14 protein-coding genes and 2 pseudogenes are annotated in these 20,764 nt (G+C 68.4%); 14 read left to right on the top strand and 2 right to left on the bottom strand.

The window, feature by feature from the left end; translation table 11 throughout:
* Window positions 1–41 precede the first annotated feature (41 nt).
* A complete protein-coding gene (locus tag WS46_RS02925) occupies window positions 42–683 on the top strand; it encodes a GntR family transcriptional regulator (protein WP_059689231.1) in 642 nt (213 codons plus the stop codon).
* A gap of 115 nt (window positions 684–798) precedes the next feature.
* Here the strand turns inward: WS46_RS02925 and WS46_RS02920 are convergent, their stop codons facing one another.
* Complete coding sequence (locus WS46_RS02920; protein WP_059689230.1) at window positions 799–1,833, bottom strand: LacI family DNA-binding transcriptional regulator; 1,035 nt, start codon at window positions 1,831–1,833, stop codon at window positions 799–801.
* A 190-nt stretch (window positions 1,834–2,023) separates the two neighbouring features.
* On the opposite strand from WS46_RS02920, the gene WS46_RS02915 reads away from it, so the two are divergent.
* The 11 genes and pseudogenes from WS46_RS02915 (at window position 2,024) to WS46_RS02865 (ending at window position 16,095) form a co-directional block, all read left to right on the top strand.
* Window positions 2,024–3,172, top strand: coding sequence for an ABC transporter ATP-binding protein (locus WS46_RS02915; protein ID WP_059689229.1), 1,149 nt, complete (start codon window positions 2,024–2,026; stop codon window positions 3,170–3,172).
* 8 nt (window positions 3,173–3,180) lie between these two features.
* Complete coding sequence (locus tag WS46_RS02910; RefSeq protein WP_059689228.1) at window positions 3,181–5,166, top strand: beta-galactosidase; 1,986 nt, start codon at window positions 3,181–3,183, stop codon at window positions 5,164–5,166.
* A 63-nt stretch (window positions 5,167–5,229) separates the two neighbouring features.
* Window positions 5,230–6,489, top strand: a complete 1,260-nt coding sequence (locus WS46_RS02905) for an ABC transporter substrate-binding protein (protein WP_059529124.1) — start codon at window positions 5,230–5,232, stop codon at window positions 6,487–6,489.
* 54 nt (window positions 6,490–6,543) lie between these two features.
* Window positions 6,544–7,503, top strand: a complete 960-nt coding sequence (locus tag WS46_RS02900; RefSeq protein ID WP_059689227.1) for a carbohydrate ABC transporter permease — start codon at window positions 6,544–6,546, stop codon at window positions 7,501–7,503.
* A gap of 26 nt (window positions 7,504–7,529) precedes the next feature.
* On the top strand, window positions 7,530–8,381 hold the full coding sequence (locus WS46_RS02895) for a carbohydrate ABC transporter permease (protein ID WP_039318652.1): 852 nt from the start codon (window positions 7,530–7,532) through the stop codon (window positions 8,379–8,381).
* A gap of 241 nt (window positions 8,382–8,622) precedes the next feature.
* Window positions 8,623–9,153, top strand: a pseudogene (locus WS46_RS02890) (heterodisulfide reductase-related iron-sulfur binding cluster); the annotation flags it as partial.
* A 23-nt stretch (window positions 9,154–9,176) separates the two neighbouring features.
* Window positions 9,177–9,581: a heme-binding protein gene (locus tag WS46_RS02885; RefSeq protein WP_059528988.1), complete on the top strand. Its 405-nt coding sequence runs from the start codon at window positions 9,177–9,179 to the stop codon at window positions 9,579–9,581.
* A gap of 42 nt (window positions 9,582–9,623) precedes the next feature.
* On the top strand, window positions 9,624–11,798 hold the full coding sequence (locus WS46_RS02880; RefSeq protein ID WP_059689226.1) for a malate synthase G: 2,175 nt from the start codon (window positions 9,624–9,626) through the stop codon (window positions 11,796–11,798).
* A gap of 548 nt (window positions 11,799–12,346) precedes the next feature.
* Entirely contained in the window at window positions 12,347–13,909 is a 1,563-nt protein-coding gene (locus tag WS46_RS02875) for a sensor domain-containing diguanylate cyclase (protein WP_059689225.1), read from the top strand.
* 130 nt (window positions 13,910–14,039) lie between these two features.
* Window positions 14,040–15,419 (top strand): cache domain-containing protein, encoded by a 1,380-nt coding sequence (locus WS46_RS02870; RefSeq protein ID WP_059528996.1) that lies wholly within the window; start codon window positions 14,040–14,042, stop codon window positions 15,417–15,419.
* A 31-nt stretch (window positions 15,420–15,450) separates the two neighbouring features.
* Window positions 15,451–16,095 (top strand): response regulator transcription factor, encoded by a 645-nt coding sequence (locus tag WS46_RS02865; protein WP_059689224.1) that lies wholly within the window; start codon window positions 15,451–15,453, stop codon window positions 16,093–16,095.
* Window positions 16,096–16,203: 108 nt separating this feature from the next.
* Here WS46_RS02865 and WS46_RS02860 read toward each other — a convergent pair whose 3' ends face one another.
* Entirely contained in the window at window positions 16,204–16,800 is a 597-nt protein-coding gene (locus tag WS46_RS02860) for a phospholipid-binding protein MlaC (protein ID WP_059529002.1), read from the bottom strand.
* A 327-nt stretch (window positions 16,801–17,127) separates the two neighbouring features.
* On the opposite strand from WS46_RS02860, the pseudogene WS46_RS02855 reads away from it, so the two are divergent.
* Together WS46_RS02855 and WS46_RS02850 are read left to right on the top strand one after the other, a co-directional pair.
* Window positions 17,128–19,759 (top strand): annotated as a pseudogene (locus tag WS46_RS02855) (MMPL family transporter); the annotation flags it as partial.
* Window positions 19,755–20,747 (top strand): VacJ family lipoprotein, encoded by a 993-nt coding sequence (locus tag WS46_RS02850; RefSeq protein WP_059689222.1) that lies wholly within the window; start codon window positions 19,755–19,757, stop codon window positions 20,745–20,747. The pseudogene WS46_RS02855 and the gene WS46_RS02850, both read left to right, overlap by 5 nt.
* Window positions 20,748–20,764 lie beyond the last annotated feature (17 nt).

Raw genomic sequence — 20,764 nt, 5'->3', positions numbered from 1 at the left:
CGCTTGGTATACCATTATTCCAAAATGAGGAACCCGGAAGCATGGAAGCCAGACCCGATTCCACGGCGGACGCCGTGGCCGCATCGTTGCGGGAGATGATCATCAACGGCGAGTTGCACGCAGGTGAGCGGCTCGTCGAGCGCGACCTCGCCGAGCGCTTCGGGATCAGCCGGATTCCGATGCGCGAGGCGATCCAGCGGCTGGAGCGCGAAGGACTGCTGGACATCTTCCGCAATCGCGGCGCGGTCGTGCGGATGCTGAGCGCGTCCGACGTGCAGGAAATTTACGACATGCGCGCGCTGCTCGAAGGCGATGCGATCTACCGCAGCGTGAAGCGGCTCGACGACGAAACGCTCGCGCGTGCCGAACTCGTGCACCGGCTGCTCGGCGAATCGAACGTGCCGCGCCGCCAAGGCGAACTGAATCGCGAATTCCATGCGTTGCTGTATTCGTGCTGCGGCAACGCGCGGCAGTTGAAGGCGATCGCGGAACTGCGCAGCCAGGTCGAGCGCTACGAGCGCCTGCAGGCCACGTTGCTGGCCGATACGCCGTCGTTCCAGGTCGAGCACGACGCAATCCTGCAAGCATGCCGCGAACGCAATGCACGTGGCGCCCGCGCGATGACGGTCGCGCATCTCGATTCGGCCCGGCGCATCGTGATGCGGCTCGTCGAAGGCGGGTGACGATGCCGGGCGATCCGGCCCGGCCTCGTCATTGCGTCCACCGGTTCGCGGCTCGCCCCATGTGCAGCTTCCAGCCCGCGCCCGGTACCGGAAAAACTCGCGCCCCCGTCGACGTCTACGGCATCGCGCGCCGCCCCGGCGCCGCCCCCGTCGTACCCCGCACCACCAGCCGCGGCACCGGCGCCGTCCGCACGCGCGATGCATCGTCGATGTGCCCGCCCGCCTCGCGCAATGCGTTGAGCAGTTCGACCGCGAGCCCCGCGGCCTCGGCGGTCGGGATCGCAACGGTCGTCAGCGTGGGACGCGTGTCGCTGGCCAGATGAATATCGGTGATGCCGACGATCGACAGATCGTCGGGCACGCGCCGGCCGCGATCGGCCGCGGCGTGCAGCGCGCCGATCGCGGGCAGGTCGTTGGTCGCGACCAGCGCGGTCAGCTCCGGATGCGCGTCGAGCAGCCAGCCCGCCGCGCGCACGCCGCCTTCGATCGAATCGGGTTCGGCCGCGACGATCGATGCGTCGAGCCCGGCTTCGCGCATCACGTCGACGAAGCCGTCGTAGCGCGCCGCCTGCACGCCGCTCGCCGAGCCGCCGACGATCACGCCGATTGTTCGATGCCCGAGCTCGAGCAGATGCCGCGTCGCGATCCGCCCCGCCTCGCGGAAATCCACGGCCACGCACGGCAACCCTTCGGGCGGCGCATCGGGCCGCTCCCACAGGCACAGCACGACCGGCACGCCGCGCCGCGCGACGTCGACGAGATCCGGCAAATGCAGGTTCGCGTTGGTCACGAGAATGCCTTCGGAAATCGTGCCGGCGATCTGGTCGAGATACGCGCGCCCCTGCAACGGATCTTCGTTGGTATTGCAGACGATCAGGAATTGTCCGTTGCGGCGCACCGCGCGTTCGACCGCGAGCGCGAATTCCGGATAAAACGGGTTGGCGATGCTCGACACCATCAGCGCGACCGTCGGCGCGCGCCCTTCCGCCAGCGCCCGCGCGGCCAGATGCGGCCGGTAGCCGAGCGCCTGCACGGCGTCGAGCACCCGCGCCCGCGTGGCTTCGCCGACCCGGCCGCGGTTGCGCAGCACGTTCGAGACCGTCGCGGCCGTCACGCCGGCGCGGCGGGCCACTTCATCGAGTGTCGCCATGATGTGTCCACTATATGAGATGCCGATCCAGTATTTGCTTCGCTCACCGAAGCGGCGCACTATCGCCGCACACCCTGCCGCCCGATCAACGGGCGCGACTCGGCCACGATCGCTATCGGCGCTTTTTTTGATCGCGATGGTTAAGCGCTTAAGCATCGACGAGAGCGCATTAGAACATGGAGCGGAGACAATGGCGAGCATCTCGATGCGGCGCGTGCAGAAAGCCTACGGCGAGCACGCGCCGGTCATTCGCGACGTCGATCTGGAGATCGGCGCGCACGAGTTCTGCGTGTTCCTCGGTCCGTCCGGCTGCGGCAAGTCGACCCTGCTGCGGATGATCGCGGGCCTCGAGGACCTGAGCGACGGCGAGCTTTCGATCGACGGCCGCCGCGTCGACGACGTGCCGGCCGCCGAACGCGGCGTCGCGATGGTGTTCCAGAGCTACGCGCTGTTTCCGCACATGACGGTCTACGAGAACATGGCGTTCGGGCTGAAGCTCGCGCGCGTGCCGAAGGCCGAGATCGACCGGAAGGTGCGCGACGCCGCGCGGATCCTGCAGCTCGACACGCTGCTCGAGCGCAAGCCGAAGGCGCTGTCGGGCGGCCAGCGGCAGCGCGTCGCGATCGGTCGCGCGATCGTGCGCGAGCCCGGCGTGTTTCTGTTCGACGAACCGCTGTCGAACCTTGACGCGGCCTTGCGCGGCCAGACGCGCATCGAGATCGCGAAGCTGCACCGGCAGTTCGAACGCGCGAGCGTCGTCTACGTGACGCACGACCAGACCGAGGCGATGACGCTCGCCGACAAGATCGTGCTGCTGCACGCCGGCGCGGACACCGCGCGGCACGGCAGCATCGCGCAGGTCGGTGCGCCGCTCGACCTCTATCACCATCCGGCCAGCCGCTTCGTCGCCGGCTTCATCGGCTCGCCGCGGATGAACTTCCTGCCGGCCATCGTCGTCGCCGGCGACGCGCAGCGCACGATCGTCACCGTCGTGCCGTCCGGCGAAACCTTCACGCTGCCGCGCGACGGTTCCGCACTCGCGGTCGGCGCGGCCGTCACGCTCGGCATCCGCCCCGAACACCTGACGCTCGGCGCCGCGCACGACGCGACCACGCTCGCGCGCGACGTCGTGCTCGTCGAGCGTCTCGGCGAGCAGACCTACGTTCACCTCGACCAGCCCGGCGGCACGCCGCTGATCGCGAAAGTGCCCGGCGACGCGCCGTTGCGTCGCGGCGAGCGCGTGCACGCGCATGCGCCGGCCGCGGCCTGCCACCTCTTCACCGAAGACGGCCGCGCGCTGCCCGCGTGCGCCGACCTTCCCGTCCACCATTACGCATAAGGATCGGCATGCGCCTCGGAGTCTGTTACTACCCGGAACACTGGCCGGAATCGATGTGGGCCGACGACGCCCGCCGGATGAAGGCGCTCGGCATCGCGCAGGTGCGGATCGCCGAATTCGCGTGGAGCCGCATCGAGCCGTCGCCGGGCGAATACGACTGGGGCTGGCTCGACCGCGCGGTCGACGCGCTCTCCGCGGCCGGTCTCGAGATCGTGATGTGCACGCCCACCGCGACGCCGCCGAAGTGGCTCGTCGACCGTCACCCCGACATCCTCGCGATCGGCGCGGACGGCCGGCCGCGCACGTTCGGTTCGCGCCGCCACTACGACTTCTCGTCGCCGACCTATCTCGACGCGTCGCGCCGCATCTGCACGGCGGTCGCCGAACGTTACGGTCGCCACCCGGCCGTGCGCTACTGGCAGACCGACAACGAGCTCGGTTGCCATCAGACGGTCGTCAGCTATTCGCCCGCCGCGCTCATGCGTTTTCGCGCATGGCTGCAGGCGCGCTACGGCACGATCGACGCGCTGAACCGCGCGTGGGGCACCGTGTTCTGGAGCATGGAGTATCGGCATTTCGACGAAGTCGACGCGCCGGTCGGCACCGTGACCGAAGCGCATCCGTCGCACCGCCTCGACTATCGGCGCTTCGCGTCGGACGAAGTCGCGCGCTATCACCGGATGCAGGTCGACGTGATCCGCGCCCATTCGCCGGGCCGCCCCGTCGCGCACAATTTCATGCAGCTCTTCACCGAGTTCGATCACTACGAGGTCGCGCGCGACCTCGACGTCGCGACGTGGGACAGCTATCCGCTCGGCGCGCTCGAGGAGCAATGGTTCGCGCCCGACGTGAAGGCGCGCTGGCTGCGCACCGGCCACCCGGATTTCGCGTCGTTCAATCATGACCTCTATCGCGGGATGTCGAAGCTGCCGTTCTGGGTGATGGAGCAGCAGCCTGGGCCCGTGAACTGGGCGCACTGGAATCCCGCGCCGCTGCCGGGCATGGTGCGCCTGTGGAGCTGGGAAGCGTTCGCGCACGGCGCCGGCTGCGTGTCGTACTTCCGCTGGCGGCAGGCGCCGTTCGCGCAGGAGCAGATGCACGCGGGCCTGCACACGCCGGACGATCGACTCGACGAGGGCGGCCGCGAAGCACAGCGCGTCGCGCACGAGATTGCCGCCGCGATCGGCGCCGATGCCGACGCGAACGGCGCCGTGCGTGCGCCCGTCGCGCTCGTGTTCGACTACGAAGCGAAGTGGCTGCTCGAAGTGCAGCCGCAAGGCGCCGATTTCCACTACCCGCGCTTCGCGTTCGAGTACTACTCGGCGCTGCGTTCGCTCGGCCTCGACGTCGACATCATTTCCGCGCATGCGCCGCTCGACGGCTACCGGCTCGTCGTCGTGCCGCCGCTGCCGATCGTGCCGGACGACTTCGCGGCGCGGCTCGCCGCGTCGGGCGCGCATGCGGTGTTCGGGCCGCGCACCGGTTCGAAGACCATCGACCTGCAGATTCCGCCGACGCTGCCGCCCGGCCCGCTCGCCGCGATCCTGCCGATGCGCGTGTGGCGCGTCGAATCGCTGCGGCCGAACGTGACCGAGCGGATCGACGGCACGCTGCGCGACGGCTCGCCGCTCGCCGGCGACGCACGCCACTGGCGCGACCTCGTCGAGCTGCACGACGACGCACGCAGCGTCGTGCATGCGCGCTTCGCCGACGGTCATCCGGCCTGCGTGTCGCATGGCACGCTGCACTACTGGGCCGCGCTGTTCGACGATGCGACCACCGCGCGCCTGTTCGCCGACGTCGCGGCCGAAGCCGGCCTGACACCGTCGCCGCTCGGCGACGGCGTGCGCGTGAGCCGGCGCGGCGGCCTGACCTACGTATTCAACTACGGCGGCACGCCGCACACGATCGATGCGGTGCCGCCGTCCGCGTTCGTGGTCGGCGCCGCGCAGGTCGAGCCGCAAGGCGTCGCCGTGTACCGAAGCCGTTCGTAGCAACCGCCCCCGGCGCCGCGACGCGCCGGTCAAGCACAACGACACACAGGAATGGAGACATACATGACACATCGCCCCCTTCGCGTCGCCGCCCGGCTTGCGACCGCCGCCGCCATCGCGTTCGCTTCGTTCGGCGCCGCGGCGCCGGCCGACGCGGGCACGCTGACGATCAACATCGCGTTCAAGGGCGCCAGCCAGCGCGCGGTCTGGCAGTCGACGCTCGAGGCGTTCCACAAGGCCCATCCCGACATCGACGTGAAGCCCACCTTCGTCGACGAGGAAGCGTACAAGGTGCAGCTCCCCGCATGGCTCACGACCGTCGCACCCGACGTCGTGAACTGGCACGCGGGCGAGCGGATGGCGTACTACGCGAAGCGCGGGCTGTTCGAGGACCTGAGCGGCGACTGGGCGAAGAACGGCTGGGGCGCGATGTACGCGTCGACGCGCGACGCATCGTCGTACAACGGCAAGCAGTACGCGGCGCCGACCGTCTATTACTCGTGGGGGCTGTTCTATCGCAAGGACCTGTTCCGCAAGGTCGGCATCGCCGACGAGCCGAAGACCTGGGACCAGTTCCTCGACGCATGCAGGAAGCTGAAGGCGGCCGGCATCACGCCGGTCGCGGTCGGCGGCCGCGACGCGTGGACGCTCGCCGGCTGGTTCGACTATCTCGACCTGCGCCTGAACGGCAATGCGTTCCACCAGCAGCTGATGGCCGGCGACGTGCCGTACACCGACCCGCGCGTGAAGAAGGTCTACACGACGTGGAAATCGCTGATCGATTCGGGCTATTTCATCGACAACGCGCTGTCCTACGATCTCGACGGCGCGCAGCCGTTCCTGTTCCAGGGCAAGGCCGCGATGATGCTGATGGGCACCTTCATCGCCGCGGGCTTTCCGCCGAACGTGAAGCAGGAAATGGGCTATTACCGCTTCCCGATCATCGACCCGAAGGTGCCGACCGCCGAGGACGGCCCGGTCGAATCGCTGCACATTCCGACCAAGGCGAAGAACAAGGCCGACGCGCATACGTTCCTCGCGTTCGTCGAAACGCCCGAGATGGGCGCGAAGCTCGCGGAAGGGCTCGGCTCGTTGTCGGCCAACAGCAAGTCGCCGGAACCGGCCGATCCGATCTCGCGGATCGGCTTCCGGATCCTCGCCGATACCCGTGGCGGCGTCGCGCAGTTCTACGACCGCGACATGACGAAGGAAATGGCCGACGAAGGGATGAAGGGGATGCAGCAGTTCCTCGCGAATCCCGCGCAGCTCGATACCGTGCTCGCGCAACTCGAGCAGACCCGCAAGCGGATCTACAAGAAGTAACCGCGTGACCCCTGCGGCGGCCCCGTGCCGCCGCGTCCGTCCAGGAGGCTTGCCGTGTCCAGTCCGATCACGTCCAGACCCGTCGAAACGCCTGCCGCACCGGCCGCCGCCGCGCCGCCGGCCGGCAGGTCGCCCGCCGCACTGCGCGCGCGTCGCCCGTCGCCAGCCGTGCGGCGGCAACAGCGCGCCGCGTGGCTCTTTCTCGCGCCCGCGTGCGCAATGGTTGCCGTCTATGTGATCTGGCCGATCCTGTCGACGCTGTGGCTGAGCCTCTGCAACTGGGACGGGATGACCGAGCGCACGTTCGTCGGTCTCGCGAACTACGCCGAGCTGCTGCACGCGCCGACGTTCTACACCGCGCTGCGCAACAACGTGATCTGGCTCGCGCTGTTCATGCTCGCGCCGCCGCTGGGTCTCGCGCTCGCGCTGTACCTGAACCAGGCGGTCGCCGGCATCCGGCTCGTGAAGTCGCTGTTCTTCGCGCCGTTCGTGTTGTCGGGCGTGGTCGTCGGCCTGATCTTCTCGTGGTTCTACGATCCGACCTTCGGGCTGCTCGCGCTGATCGCCGGACACGGCATCCCGGTGCTCGGCGATGCGCGCTACGCGACGTTCGGCATCGTGTTCGCCGCGCTGTGGCCGCAGACCGCGTACTGCATGATCCTGTACCTCACCGGCCTCACGTCGGTGAACCCGGAACAGATCGAAGCGGCGCGGATGGAAGGCGCGCGCGGCTTCGCGCTGCTGTGGCACGTCGTGCTGCCGCAGTTGCGGCCGACCACGTTCATGGCGATCGTCGTCACGGTGATCGGCGCGCTGCGCAGCTTCGACCTGATTTCGGTCATGACGGGCGGCGGCCCGTTCGAGAGCTCGACCGTGCTCGCGTATTACATGTACGACCAGGCGATCAAGTACTACCGGCTCGGCTATTCCGCGGCGATCGCGGTCGTGCTGTTCGCGATCATGCTCGTCTACATCGTGTTCCAGTTGCGCCGCATGCTGCGCAACGAGCAGTGACCTGACTTTCCGGGGATGCCTTCATCATGTTTCCGACACCCGTTGCCCACTGGAAGCCGGTATCGCGCCGGCTGTACAAGTTGTCGCTGCCCGTCGCGCTGGTGATCTGGCTGCTGCCGATGATCGCGGTGTTCGTCACGTCGGTGCGCTCGACCGAGGAACTGGTCGAAGGCCACTACTGGGGCTGGCCGCGACACTTCTCGATGATCGAGAACTATCGCGACGCGCTGACCACGTCGCCGATGTTGCATTACTTCTGGAACAGCGTGCAGATCACGGTGCCGTCGGTGCTCGGGTCGATCGCGCTTGCCGCGATGGCCGGGTTCGCGCTGGCGACTTACCGGTTTCGCGGGAATGCCGCGTTGTTCGGGACGTTCGTCGCGGGGAATTTCGTGCCGGTGCAGGTGTTGATGATTCCCGTGCGGGATTTGTCGCTCAGGCTCGGGGTATTCAATACGGTCGAGGCATTGATTCTCTTTCACGTCGCGTTTCAGACGGGGTTCTGTACGCTGTTTCTGCGGAATTTCATCAAGCAGTTGCCGTTCGAGCTGATCGAGGCGGCGCGGATCGAAGGCGCCGGCGAATGGACGGTGTTCTGGCGGATCGTGTTGCCGTTGATCCGGCCGGCGTTGGCCGCGCTTGCGATTCTCGTGTTCACGTTCGTGTGGAACGATTACTTCTGGGCGCTGTGTCTCACGCAAGGCGACGAGGCCGCGCCGATCACCGCAGGGGTGGCGGCGCTGAAGGGACAATGGACGACGTCGTGGAACCTCGTCTCGGCCGGGTCGATTCTCGCCGCGTTGCCGTCGGTCGCGATGTTCTTCGCGATGCAGAAACATTTCGTCGCGGGGCTGACGTTCGGGGCGACCAAAGGTTGAATTCGCGCTGACCGCCGATCGTCGATCGCGAATTCGGATCTCCCCCTCTTCATCGAGAGGATTGCCCGCTTCGGCGGGCTTTTTTTCGTTCCGCGCAGCGTGCCGTGACGCGCGGCGCCCGTTCTCCGCACGCCTGGCGAACAATGCCGAAGCGCGTCTGTTACGCGTCGCCCGGCGGCCCTCCCGCAACCTCGCCTCCACGGCCCCGATGTTCCTCTCGTGCGCGACCAGCATCACCGACAACGCGTGGTGGTCCGCGATCGAGGCCGGCGCGGAGGCGATCGTGCTGACGGCGAGCGGCTGCGGCGCGTTCGTGAAGGAATACGGCGACCTGTTGCGCTCCGACCCCGTCTATGCGGACAAGGCGCGGCGCGTCAGCGCACTCGCGCGCGATCTCGCGGAAGTCGTCGCGGCCGAGCCGCTCGACGCGCTGGCCGATGCGACGCAGCGCCGCGTCGCGGTTCATTGCCCGTGCACGCTGCAGCACGCGCAGCAGTTCGGCGGCGCGGTGGAACGCATCCTGACGCGGCTCGGCTTCGATCTGACGAATGTCGCCGACGGCCACCTATGCTGCGGCTCCGCCGGCACCTACGCGGTGACGCAGCCCGAACTCGCCACCAGACTGCGCGACAACAAGCTCGACGCGCTCGAAGCCGCGCGGCCGGACCTGATTGTCACGGCCAACATCGGCTGCCAGACTCACCTGAACGGCGCGGGCCGCACGCGCGTGCGCCACTGGATCGAGCTCGTCGACAACCGACTCGTCAACTGACCGCTGATTCCGGAGGGAACGCCATGAAAACGAAGCCCGAACTCGAACTCGCCGACGTCGACCGCATGCTCGCCGCCGCCCGCGCGGAGGCCGAGCGTCACGGCTGGGCCGTGTCGATCGCCGTCGTCGACGACGGCGGCCACCTGCTCGCGTTCGCGCGCCTCGATGGTGCATCGGCGGCCAGCGCCTGCATCGCGCAGGACAAGGCGCGCGCGGCGGCGCTCGGCCGTCGCGAGACGAAGGCGTATGAGGATATGATCAACGGTGGCCGCACGGCGTTTCTGAGCGTGCCGCTGACAGGATTGCTCGAAGGCGGCGTGCCGGTAACGGTGAGCGGCCGTATTGCGGGCGCGATCGGTGTATCCGGCGTAAAGTCCGAACAGGACGCGCAGATCGCCCGCGCCGGCACACAAAGCGTCGCGGCATAACCAGCCAAGCCGCGCGCGATTTTTTCCCCGGGAGGAATCACGATGATCGACCAAGCAGGACTGCAAGTCGCGCCAGCGCTGAGCCAGTTCATTGAAAACGAAGCACTGCCCGGCACCGGTATCGACAAGGCCGCCTTCTGGAGCGGTTTCTCGGCCCTGGTGCACGACCTCGCGCCGCGCAACCGCGAACTGCTCGCGGAACGCGACCGCCTGCAGTTGGAACTCGACGCGTGGCATCGCGCGCACCCCGGCCCGGTGCGCGACCATGCCGCGTATCGTGCGTTCCTCGAACAGATCGGCTACCTCGTGCCGGTCCCGTCGAACGTCGCGGCAGCCACCGCGAACGTCGACAGCGAGATCGCGACGCAGGCCGGCCCGCAGCTCGTCGTGCCGCTGTCGAACGCGCGCTATGCGCTGAACGCCGCGAACGCGCGCTGGGGCAGCCTGTACGACGCACTGTACGGCACCGACGCGCTGCCCGAGGACGGCGGCGCCGAACGCACCTCGGCTTACAACCCGACGCGCGGCCAGCGCGTGATCGACTACGCCCGTAACGTGCTCGACAACGCGGCGCCGCTCGCGAGCGGCTCGCACCGCGACGCGCTGCGCTATCGCGTGGAGGACGGCCAGCTCGCCGTCGAAACCGGCAAGGGCGTCGTGCACCTCGCGCAGCCGGCGCAGTTCGTCGGCTACCAGGGCGCGGCGGGCGCACCGTCGGCGATCCTGCTGAAGCACAACGGCCTGCACCTCGAGATCCAGATCGACGCGTCGACCCCCATCGGCCGCGCCGATCTCGCGAACGTGAAGGACGTCGTGCTCGAAGCCGCGGTCAGCACGATCATCGACTGCGAGGATTCGGTCGCGGCGGTCGACGCCGACGACAAGGTCCAGCTCTATCGCAACTGGCTCGGCCTGATGCAGGGCACGCTGGTCGAGGAAGTCGCGAAGGGCGGCAAGACCTTCACGCGCCGCCTGAACGCCGATCGCGAATACACGACGCCGGCCGGCGGCACGCTGACGCTGCACGGCCGCTCGCTGCTGTTCGTGCGCAACGTCGGCCACCTGATGACCAACGGCGCGGTGCTCGACCGCGACGGCAACGAGATTCCGGAAGGCATCCTCGACGGCGTCGTCACGGTGCTGTGCTCGCTGCACGACCTGAAGGCGAAGCGCAACTCGCGCACGGGCTCGATCTACATCGTGAAGCCGAAGATGCACGGCCCGGTCGAAGTCGCGTTCGCCGACACGCTGTTCGCGCGCATCGAGGACCTGTACGGCCTGCCGCGCAACACGCTGAAGATGGGCATCATGGACGAGGAGCGCCGCACCAGCGTGAACCTCGCCGCCTGTATCGCGGCCGCCGCCGCGCGCGTCGCGTTCATCAACACCGGCTTCCTCGATCGCACCGGCGACGAGATGCACACCGCGATGGAGGCGGGCCCGATGATCCGCAAGGGCGACATGAAGTCGTCGGCGTGGATCCAGTCGTACGAGCGCAACAACGTGCTCGCTGGCCTGTCGGCCGGCCTGCGCGGCCGCGCGCAGATCGGCAAGGGCATGTGGGCGATGCCGGACCTGATGCACGCGATGCTCGAGCAGAAGATCGCGCATCCGCGCGCCGGCGCGAACACGGCGTGGGTGCCGTCGCCGACCGCCGCGACGCTGCACGCGCTGCACTACCACCTCGTCGACGTGCAGGCCGTCCAGCAGGAACTCGAGAAGACGCCGTATGCGAGCGAACGCGACGCGCTGCTCGAAGGCCTGCTGACCGTGCCGGTCGTCGAACGCGCCGAGTGGAGCGAGGCCGAGATCCTGAGCGAAGTCGAGAACAATGCGCAGGGCATCCTCGGCTATGTCGTGCGCTGGGTCGAACAGGGCGTCGGCTGCTCGAAGGTGCCGGACATCCACGACGTCGGCCTGATGGAAGACCGCGCGACGCTGCGCATCTCGAGCCAGCACATCGCGAACTGGCTGCGCCACGGCGTGATCACCGAGGCGTTCGTGCTCGACGTGTTCAAGCGGATGGCGCGCGTCGTCGATCAGCAGAACGCCGGCGACCCGAACTATCGCCCGATGGCGCCCGGCTATGACCAGTCGACGGCATTCAAGGCCGCGTGCGCGCTGGCGCTGCAGGGCACGTCGCAGCCGAGCGGTTATACCGAGCCGCTGCTGCATCGGTTCCGGCTCGCGTACAAGGCGCAGCAGCACGGCGCGTAAACCCTTGCATGCGGGCTTTCCCGCATGCGGTTTCGCGAAACGGGCGGCCATCGTGGCCGCCCGTTTTCATCCGCGAATTCACGCGGACACCGAAATCGATAATCGGTCCGTATCGCACCGCTTCAAGTTCCCGCTTCAGCGGCCGTTAAAACGGTAAAACCGGCGACCGTGGAATGCGCGCCGCTCCGCGCCTGGCGCAAAGCCTTGCACCGCAACGCTCCACGCGCGATTGGCAAGTATTGGCCACGGCGATAATTTGATCCGGATCAACGGTCCGCAACATTCTCCGCGTATACAAATACGCGCGTTATACTCGGAACAATCCGCGCCGCGGAATTCGTCGGATCGTCGAATCGCGGCCAATCCTCCCGGTGAATGGAGCGATTTTTGCGGTTTATCCGGCCGCAATTTTGGATGATCGGCTCCGGTTCTCCGGTCGATCGGGCGGCGTGCGCATCGGAGACCGCGCACCGGATCGCCGCCGGCAAATCATACGAACAATCGCATCGGCCCGCCGCCTGGCGGCGATGCCCATCGATCCACGGACCATGGCAGAAACCGACTACGCAATGCCCAGCGAATCCGGCCTGACGGGCCGCATCGCCGCGCAATTTCGCCGGTTCCTGCTGCCGCACCTGATCTTCTATTCAGGGTTGCTGATCGCGCTGCTCCTGTTGCTGCTGTGCGCCATCGTGCTGTACGAAGGCCGCATCGACGCACGCGATCGCGCGCGCACCACCCAGCAGAACATCGCGCTGATGGCGTCGTGGGACATCGAGCGCAACATCGAGATCTATTCGCTGTCGCTGCAGGCGGTCGTCGACGGCTCGAACGATCCCGCGGTCGCCGCGCTGCCGATGTCGCTGCGCCGCCAGGTGCTGTTCGACCGCGCGACGACGGCCAAATACCTCGGCGGCATCTACGTGCTCGACGCGAACGGCGACATCGCGGTCGACGGCATGAGCGATGTGCCGCGCAAGGCCAACTTCCGCAACGAACCGTATTTCACGGTGCACCGCGACCACCCGAACGTCGGCCTGTACGTCAGCGATCCGTACCGTTCGCGGCTGCGCGGCGGCTCGCTGAGCATCGCGCTCAGCCGGCGGATCACGAGGCCCGACGGGTCGTTCGGCGGCGTCGCCGTGATGTCGATCCGGCTCGAATATTTCCAGAACCTGTTTTCGCGCCTGGCGCTCGGCGATCGCGGCTCCGTCGCGCTGATCAACACCGACGGCCGGATGGTCGCGCGCAAGCCGTACGATCCGGCGATCGTCGGCCGCGACATCAGCAAGGCCAGCACGTTCCGCCACTTCATGACCGCGAACGAGGGCAGCTTCGCCGATACCGCGTCGATCGACGGCGTTCGGCGCCTGTACGTGTTCCGGCATCTCGAAAATCTGCCGCTGATCATCATGGTCGCGCGCTCGGAAGCCGACACCTACGCCGCGTGGTACGACCGCGCGATCCCGATCGGCTCGGCGATGGTCATGCTCGCGCTCGGCTTCGTCGGCTTGTCGCTGCTGCTCGACGTGCAACTGCGCAAGCGTCACCGCGCGGAAACCGAACTGCAGGCGCTCGCGCGCACCGACGGCCTCACCGGCCTCGACAACCGCCGCATGCTCGACGTCACGCTCGAGCGCGAATGGCGCCGCGCGGCACGCTCGCAACATGCGTTGTCGCTGCTGTTCGTCGACGTCGATCACTTCAAGCGCTACAACGACACGCAAGGCCACCAGGCCGGCGACGACGCGCTCGCCGCGGTCGGCCGCTGCATCGCCGGCTGCCTGCGGCGCCCGGCCGACTATGCGGCCCGCTACGGCGGCGAGGAGTTCGTCGTCGTGCTGCCCGACGTCGACACGCCCGGCGCCGTGACGATCGCCGAAGCGATCCGCACCGGCATCCTCGATCTCGGCATCCGGCACGCCACGGGCTCGTCCGACTGCCTGACCGCGAGCATCGGCGTGACGACCTGCTATCCGGAGCGCGACGACAGCATCCAGGCCGCGCTGAAGCTCGCCGACGACGCGCTGTACCGCGCGAAGGAACGCGGGCGCAACCGGGTCGTCGTGCAGACGGCCGTGAGCGTCGATCGCACGCCGCGGCGCGCCTGAGCCACGACGGGCCGGCACGCCTTCGCCGGGCCTTCCGATCGCCCGCGTGCGAAATCGCCGACAATGTCGGCTCGCCGCCGCCGCGCGACAGACACATGCGCCGGCCGGCCCGCGCCCGCTTCACACCACCATGAGACTCAAGGCAAAGATTTTCCTCCTGGCGATCGTGCCATTCCTGCTCGCGATCGCCGGCATCGGCTTCGGCGTGCGCCAGCAGGCGACGTCGCTCGCGCGCACGCAGCACGCGACGATCCAGGCCGCCTACCTGTCGAGCAAGGAAATCGAGCTGAAGCATTACGTCGAACTCGCGACGAGCGCGATCATGCCGCTGTACGACGCGAGCGGCCGCAATGCGCGCGACGACGCGTTGCTGCGCACGCAGGCGCTCGCGATGCTGCAGAAGATGGATTTCGGCCCCGATGGGTATTTCTTCGTCTACGACCTGCACGGCAATGCGCTGATGCATCCGCGCGAGCCCGAGCGCGTCGGCCACAACTACTGGTCGATGCGCGACCCGCAAGGCGCGCTGACGATCCAGCAGCTGATCGGCGCCGCATCGCACGGCGGCGGCTACGTGCGCTACACGTGGCAGCGGCCGTCGACGGGCAAGCCCGCGCCGAAGCTCGGCTACGTCGTCGCGCTCGAACGCTGGGGCTGGATGGTCGGCACCGGCATCTATCTCGACGACGTCGACACCGCGCTGCAACGCATCGACGCGCGCGCGTCCGCGAACATCGAGCGGACGATGAGCTGGCTCACCGCGATCGCGCTGACCGGCGCGGCGGCGATCGCCGTCTGCGCGCTGGTGCTGAACGTCAGCGAATCGCGCAGCGCCGACGCGAAGCTCAAGCAGCTCGCGCAGCGTGTCGTCGAATCGCAGGAGCAGGAGCGCGAGCGGCTGTCGCGCGAACTGCATGACGGGATCAGCCAGATGATGGTGTCCGCGAAGCTGATGCTCGAATCCGCGCTCGCGCGCTTCGAGCGCGGCGCGACGCGCATGCCCGAAGCCGAGCAGGCGCTCGCGTCCGGCGTCGGGCGGCTCGGCGACACGCTGCGCGAAGTGCGGCGCATCTCGCATGCGCTGCGCCCGGCGATGCTCGACGATCTCGGCCTCGCGGCCGCGCTCGAGCAGCTCGTGCGCGAGCTCGGCGCGGAAAGCGGCATCGACATCGGCTATACGCAGGTCGCGCACAGCGGCGCGCGGCCGTTGCCCGCGCCGGTCAATACGGCGCTGTTCCGGATCGCGCAGGAAGCGCTCAGCAACATCGTGCATCATGCGCAGGCGTCGCGCGCGGCCGTCACGCTCGACGTCGGCGCGCATGCCGCCACGCTGACCATCGCCGACAACGGCTGCGGCTTCGATGCCGAGCGGTCGCAGACCGATGCGCGCCGCGGCATCGGGCTGCGCAACATGCGCGAGCGCCTCGACGCGCTCGGCGGCACATTGACGATCACGTCGCAGGTCGGCCACACCGTCGTGGCCGCGCGCGTGCCGCTGCGCGCCGCCTGAGCACGCGCCCCATCACCGGAGACCTTTGCCCATGAGCGCCCCCGATACCGTCCAGCCCGCCGCCCGACTGCTGCTCGTCGACGATCACCCGCTGGTGCGCGACGGCCTGCGGATGCGGCTCGAGGCGGCCGACCTGTCCGTGGTCGGCGAAGCCGGCAACGCGGACGAGGCGCTCGCGCTCGCCGCGTCGCTCGAGCCCGATCTCGCACTGATGGACGTCGGCATGAACGGGATGAACGGCATCACGCTCGCCGGCGTCTTCCACGAGCGCTTTCCGGGGATTCGCGTGCTGATGCTGTCGATGCACGACAACATCGAATACGTGACGCAGGCCGTGCGCGCAGGCGCGAGCGGCTATCTGCTGAAGGATTCGCCCGCGAGCGAGATCGTGCGCGCGATCGGCGCGGTGCTCACGGGGCAGACGTTCTTCAGCGAAGGGCTCGCCGCGCGGATGATCCAGGCGAGCGCGGCCGCGTCGCCGCTCGACCGCCTGACGCCGCGCGAACGCGACATCCTCGACGCGCTGGCCGAGGGGCTGTCGAGCAAGCAGATCGCGCAGCAGACGGGGCTGTCGGTGCGCACGGTGGAAACGCACCGGCTCAATCTGAAGCGCAAGCTCGAGATCGAAGGGCAGGCGGAGCTGATCAAGTTCGCGGTCGAGCATCGGCTGCGGTAGCGCCCCGACACGGGTGCCGCGTCATTCCGAACCCGCAACGAAAAAGGGCGCCCGAGGGCGCCCTTGATGCATGCCGGCATGCTGAACATGCCGGCCGACCGGCGGCGATCAGTTCGTCCGCGCGTTGTGCTTCTGCAGATACGCGATCAGGCCGTCGATGCCGCCCGACGCGAGCTGGCCCTTGAACTGGCCCTGGTAGACCTGGATCAGCCACGCGCCCGACATGTCGATGTCGTAGATTTTCCAGTCGTTGCCGACCTTGCCGAGGCGATAGCCGACCGACTGGCTGTCGCCCGGCGTCGTGACCGTCGATTGCACCAGCGCATCGGCGCCCGACGCGCCGCCGGCCTTGAACGAGAACTTCGCGTCCTGGCCGCCGAGCTGCGCGAGCGACGCGGCATAGGTGCGCGTCATCAGCAGCTTGAACTGCTTGTACAGCTCCTGCTGCTGTTGCGGCGTCGCCTGCTTCCAGGCATCGCCGACCGCGATGCGGGTCGTGCGTTCGAAGTTCGTCGCGGGCAGGAAGCGCTGCTCGACGACTTGCGTGACTTTCGCCATGTCGCCGCCGCGCGCACCCGGATCGGCCTTCATCGCGTTGACGGTGCCTTCGACCGCATTGCGGACGATGTCGACGGGCGCGCTCTGCGCGAAAGCGGAAACCGACACGGCGGCCGCCGCGACGAAAGCAAACAGATGACGTTTCATACGGATATCGCACTCGATGAGAAAAAACGGCCGGCGGATTGCATCGGTGGCATCGGCCGGTGGGTCGAAGTATAGCGGCCCGGCGGCCGGCCTGCCGCGCGGTGACCGACTGTTACCTTTCAACCCCTTTTGTCACAGGCCCCGCCACGGCACGATGCCGGTCGATTATGTAAGTATCCCCATACGAATCGCCGGGCGCTGGGAGCCGATTCCTGCGCCGCGGAGCAAATATCCTTCCCGCCCCTTTACGCTCCATCGTCGCGACCGACGCCACGTTGCGCCGGTATACTCGTTGTTTTGTCCTTGCCAGCCCCTCCCCACCGCCACATGGTGACATCTCTCATCGTCCGACTCGTCGCATGGTCGGTACGCCGCCCCGTCTGGGTCGTCGTGCTGTCGCTCGTCGTCGCCGTCTTCAGCGGCGTCTACGTCGCGCAGCACTTCAAGATCAGCACGGACATCAGCAAGCTCGTCGACGCGGAACCCCAGTGGGCCGCGCTCGGCCAGGCCGTCGATAAGGCCTTCCCGCAACGCAACGGCACGATCCTCGCGGTGGTCGAGGCCCCGGCGCCCGAATTCGCGACCGCCGCCGCGCATACGCTCACCGAAGCCCTGCAGAAGCAGGCCGACGCCGGCCGCATCGGCCAGGTCGCCGAACCCGGCGGCGGCCCGTTCTTCGAGCACAACGGGCTGCTGTTCCTGTCGCCGCAGGAAGTGACGGACACGACGACGCAGCTCGCAAGCGCACGGCCGCTCGTCAACGAGCTCGCGAAGAACCCGAGCCTGACCGGGCTCGCGACCACGCTGTCCACGACGCTCGGCCAGCCGCTCCTGACCGGCCAGGTGAAGCTGCCCGCGATGGCGAAGCTGCTTGCGCGCAGCGCCGCGACGGTCGACGACGTGCTGGCCGGCAAGCCCGCCGCGTTCTCGTGGCGCGGGCTGGTCGACAGCGATGCCGCACGCCAGCCCGCCCGCGCGTTCGTGACGGTGCAGCCGGTCGTCAACTACGGTGCGCTGAAGGCCGGCGCCGAAACGACCCAGGTGATCCGCGACACCGCGAAAGCGCTCGGCCTCGAGCAACGCTACGGCGCGGTCGTGCGCCTGACCGGCGAACAGCCGCTCGCCGACGACGAATTCGCATCGGTGGAAGACGGCGCCGCGCTCAACGGCGCGCTCACGCTCCTCGCCGTGCTCGTGATCCTGTGGCTCGCGCTGCGCTCGAAGCGGATGATCGGCTCGGTGCTGGTCACGCTGTTCGTCGGCCTCGTCGTGACCGCGGCGCTCGGCCTCGCGATGGTCGGCTCGCTGAACATGATCTCGGTCGCGTTCATGGTGCTGTTCGTCGGCCTCGGCGTCGACTTCTCGATCCAGTACGGCGTGAAATACCGCGAGGAGCGCTTCCGCGATCCGCGCATCGATCACGCGCTGATCGGCGCCGCGCACTCGATGGGCATGCCGCTCGCGCTGGCCACCACGGCGGTCGCGGCGAGCTTCTTCTCGTTCATTCCCACGGCCTATCGCGGCGTGTCCGAGCTGGGCCTGATCGCGGGCGTCGGGATGTTCGTCGCGCTGCTGACCACGCTCACGCTGCTGCCCGCGCTGCTGCGCCTGTTCGCGCCGCCGGGCGAATCGAAGACGCCGGGCTTTCCGTGGCTCGCGCCGGTCGACGACTTCCTCGATCGCCATCGCAAGCCGATCCTGATCGGCACGCTCGCGGTCGTGATCGGCGCGCTGCCGCTGCTCGCGTTCCTGCACTTCGACTTCAATCCGCTGCACCTGAAGGATCCGAACAGCGAATCGATGGCGACGCTGCTCGCGCTGAAGGATTCGCCCGAAGCGGCCGTCAACGACGTCACGCTGCTCGCGCCGTCGCTCGCCGAGGCCGACGCGGCCGCGAAGCGCCTCGATGCGCTGCCGGAAGTCGGCCGCACGACGACGCTGTCGACCTTCGTGCCGGCCGACCAGCCGGCCAAGCGTGCGGCGATCGCCGCGGCCGCGAGCGACTTGCTGCCCGCGCTGACGCAACCGGCCGCGCCGCCCGCGACCGACGCGCAGCGCGTCGCCGCGCTCAAGCGCGTGTCGGACCTGCTGAGCTACGCGGCGGAAGATCACCCGGGCCCGGGCGCGGCCGCCGCCCAGCATCTGTCGGCATCGCTCGCGAAGCTCGCCGCCGCCGACAGCGCGACGCGCGACCGCGCCGAACGCGCCTTCTCCGACACGCTGCGCATCGCGCTCAATCAGCTCGCGACGCTGCTGCAGCCGCAGGACATCACGCGCGACGCGCTGCCGCCACAGCTCGTGCGCGACTGGATCGCGCCGGACGGTCACGCGCTCGTGCAGATTTCGCCGAAGGTGCCGAAGGGCGTCGACCCGAACGACGACACGATGCTGCGCCGCTTCGCGAAGGCGGTGAAGGCCGCTGAGCCGGGCGCGATCGGCGGCCCGATCTCGATCCTGCATTCGGCCGACACGATCATCAACGCGTTCCTGCACGCGGCGCTGTGGTCGATCCTGTCGATCACGATCCTGCTGTGGATCACGCTGCGCCGCTTCGGCGACGTGCTGCGCACGCTGGTGCCGTTGCTCGTGTCGGGGCTCGTCACGCTCGAGATGTGCGTCGTGCTCGGCATGTCGCTGAACTTCGCGAACATCATCGCGCTGCCGCTGATGCTCGGCGTCGGCGTGGCGTTCAAGGTGTACTTCGTGATGGCGTGGCGCGCGGGCCAGACGGGCCTGCTGCAGTCGAGCCTCACGCACGCGGTGCTGTTCAGCGCCGCGACGACCGCAACCGCCTTTGGCAGCCTGTGGCTGTCGCATCATCCGGGCACGTCGAGCATGGGCAAGCTGCTCGCGCTGGCGTTGACCTGCACCCTGATCGGCGCCGTGGTGTTTCAGCCCGTCCTGATGGGCAAACCGCGCGTCAAACGCGCCAAAGAACCAATCGCAAGGAAATAATGAACAAGGTGCGAATCATTGCGGCGACCGTCGCTGCCAGCGCGGTGCTGAGCGGCTGCGCGACGGGCCCGAACCGCAACCCCAACGACCCGCTCGAGCCAATGAACCGGGCGATGTACAAGTTCAACGACACGGTCGACACGAACATCGCCGTGCCGATCGCGAAGGGTTACCAGAAGGTCACGCCGACGCCCGTGCGCACCGCGATCAGCAACTTCTTCTCGAACCTCGGCGATCTCGGCAACATGGCCAACAACCTGTTGCAGCTGCGCATCACCGATGCGACGCAGGATCTGATGCGCGTGGCGATGAACTCGGTGTTCGGCGTCGGCGGCCTGATCGACATCGCCACGCCGGCCGGGCTGCCCAAGCATCACCAGGATTTCGGGCTGACGATGGCGCGCTGGGGCGTGCCGTCCGGCCCGTACCTCGTGCTGCCCGTGTTCGGGCCGAGCACGATCCGCGATGGCGTCGGCCGCGCGGTGGACGTCCGCTTCAACCTGCTCAACTACATCGAGCCGGCCGCGCGCAATCCGATGTACATCGCGCAGTTCATCAGCGCGCGTTCGGACCTGCTCGGCGCGACCGATCTGCTGAAGCAGGCGGCGCTCGATCCGTACTCGTTCGTCCGCGATGCGTATCTGCAGCAGCGCAAGTCGCTGACGTATCGCGGCCAGTCGGCATCGGCCGCGCCGCCGAACTACACCGAGCCGGGTGAATCGGGTGCGGTGCCGGCGGCCGCGCCGACCGTGCCGGGCTTGCCGAATTACGAGGATCCGGGCGAGTCGGGCGGCACATCGGGCACGGCACCGGGCAATGCGCCGGCCGCGCCGGGGTTGCCGCAGTACGAGGATCCGGGTGCGGACGGGGCGATGCCGGCGAGTGCGCCGGCGGCTGCGTCGGCCGGGGCGACGACTGCGCCGGCTGCCAACGGCGCACCGATCGCGCCGGCGATGCCGACGGTGCCCGCGAGCGGTCCGGCCGTGCAGTAACGCCAGCGGCCCCGGAT

It is taken from the genome of Burkholderia sp. RF4-BP95, from assembly GCF_001521985.1.
In the GTDB taxonomy this organism is placed as follows: Bacteria; Pseudomonadota; Gammaproteobacteria; order Burkholderiales; family Burkholderiaceae; genus Burkholderia; species Burkholderia diffusa.
Note: the sequence above shows the minus strand (reverse complement) of the source record. Positions and strands in the feature narration are given on the sequence as shown.